We start from the raw sequence: 1,207 nt of genomic DNA on the forward strand, positions 1-1,207 counted from the left end.
GTGTTGGCGCCGGCCGAAAATTGACCCACCTGTGAGGGTTGTGCCGCTTCAAATTTGACCCGGGTGTTCAGCCTACCCTGCTGCTTTTTTAAGCGGTGGGGGTATGAGGAGTGATCACCATGGCCATGATTGGCAAGGTCCTGCGGATGCACCACCGCGGGAAGAAGTCGGTGCGAGAGATCGTGAGGGCGACGAGCCTGTCGCGCAACACGGTGCGCAAGTACCTGCGCACGCCGGTGGCGGAGCCACCGAAGTACCGGCGCAAGGCAGCGACGACGAAGCTGGCACCGTTCGTCGAGACGGTGAAGACGGCGTTGCTGGCCGACGCGCGCCGCCCCCGCAAGGAGCGGCGAACCGCCAAGGCACTGCTGCAGCAGATTTCCGAGGCCGGCTACGAAGGCGGCTATACGCAACTGACCGACTTCATCCGTGTGTGGCGAGCGCAGCAAGGCGGTGTGGCGGTCGGTAAGGCGTTCGTGCCGCTGGCGTTCGAGCTGGGCGAGGCGTTCCAGTTTGACTGGAGCGACGAGGCGCTGGTGATCGGCGGGATCTACCGCAAGCTGCAGGTCGCGCACATGAAGCTGTGCGCGAGCCGGGCGTTCTGGCTGGTGGCGTATCCGAGCCAGGGCCATGAAATGCTGTTCGATGCCCACACCCGGTCCTTCGCCGCGCTGGGCGGCGTGGCGCGCCGTGGGATCTACGACAACATGCGCACGGCCGTGGACAAGGTGCACAAGGGCAAGGGCCGCACGTCAACGCGCGCTTCTCGGTGATGTGCGCGCATTACCTGTACGACCCCGACTTCTGCAACGTGGCCTCGGGCTGGGAGAAGGGTGTCGTCGAGAAGAACGTCCAGGACAGCCGCCGGCGCATCTGGATCGACGCGCGCGAGCGGCGCTTCGACAGCTTCGACGAGCTCAATGCCTGGCTGGGCGAGCGCTGCCGGGCGCTGTGGCAGGAGATCAAGCATCCCGAGCACAAGCAGTTCAGCGTCGCCGAGATGCTCGAGCACGAGCGGCTGCAATTGATGCCGATGCCGGCCGCGTTCGATGGCTACGTCGAGGAGGTGGCCAGGGTGAGCAGCACCTGTCTCGTCTCGGTGGCGCGCAACCGCTACTCGGTGCCGTGCGAGCTGGCCGGGCAGATGGTCAGCACGCACCTGTACCCGACGCGCGTGACGGTGGTGGCCGGCGACGCCGTCGTGGCC

General features: G+C 66.2%; 1 pseudogene. It reads left to right on the top strand.

Going from position 1 to position 1,207, the window contains the following annotated elements:
• Positions 1–119: 119 nt before the first annotated feature.
• Positions 120–1,207, top strand: a pseudogene (gene istA / locus APY03_RS26680) (IS21 family transposase); the annotation flags it as partial.

Source organism: Variovorax sp. WDL1 (assembly GCF_001541225.1).
GTDB lineage: Bacteria > Pseudomonadota > Gammaproteobacteria > Burkholderiales > Burkholderiaceae_C > Variovorax.